The organism is Mesorhizobium sp. WSM4847 (assembly GCF_055811335.1).
The window spans coordinates 1-268 of the sequence record NZ_JBVVPY010000130.1 but is presented as its reverse complement, the minus strand read 5'-3'; the positions used below and the strand labels follow the sequence as shown (position 1 = coordinate 268).

1 protein-coding gene is annotated in these 268 nt (G+C 63.1%); it reads right to left on the bottom strand.

Annotated elements, in window-relative coordinates:
- On the bottom strand, positions 1–268 hold a 268-nt coding region (locus AC0L28_RS34835; RefSeq protein ID WP_473483033.1), incomplete at both ends, for a Tom37 metaxin N-terminal-like domain-containing protein.

The following is a 268-nucleotide window of genomic DNA, read 5'->3' as shown; positions in this document are numbered from 1 at the left end:
GTCGTCGAGCATGCGCGTGACGAAGTGATTGGTGCAGCGCTGCTCCGGTGAAAGCGTCGCGTCGATCGTCAGGCGGTATTTCGCGGTCGCGTGCGCGATGATGGTCTCGCTGTCGCCGATCGTCTCGCCGTCATCCACGATATAGGGCAGCTGCCCGCGCGGCGCGGCGGAGGCATCGAACAAATGCTCATGCACGAACGGTACGCAAGCGAGTTTCAGGAAGGCATAGACCTTGAGGCCGTAGCCGTTGTTGTCGGCGGCGCCGAAC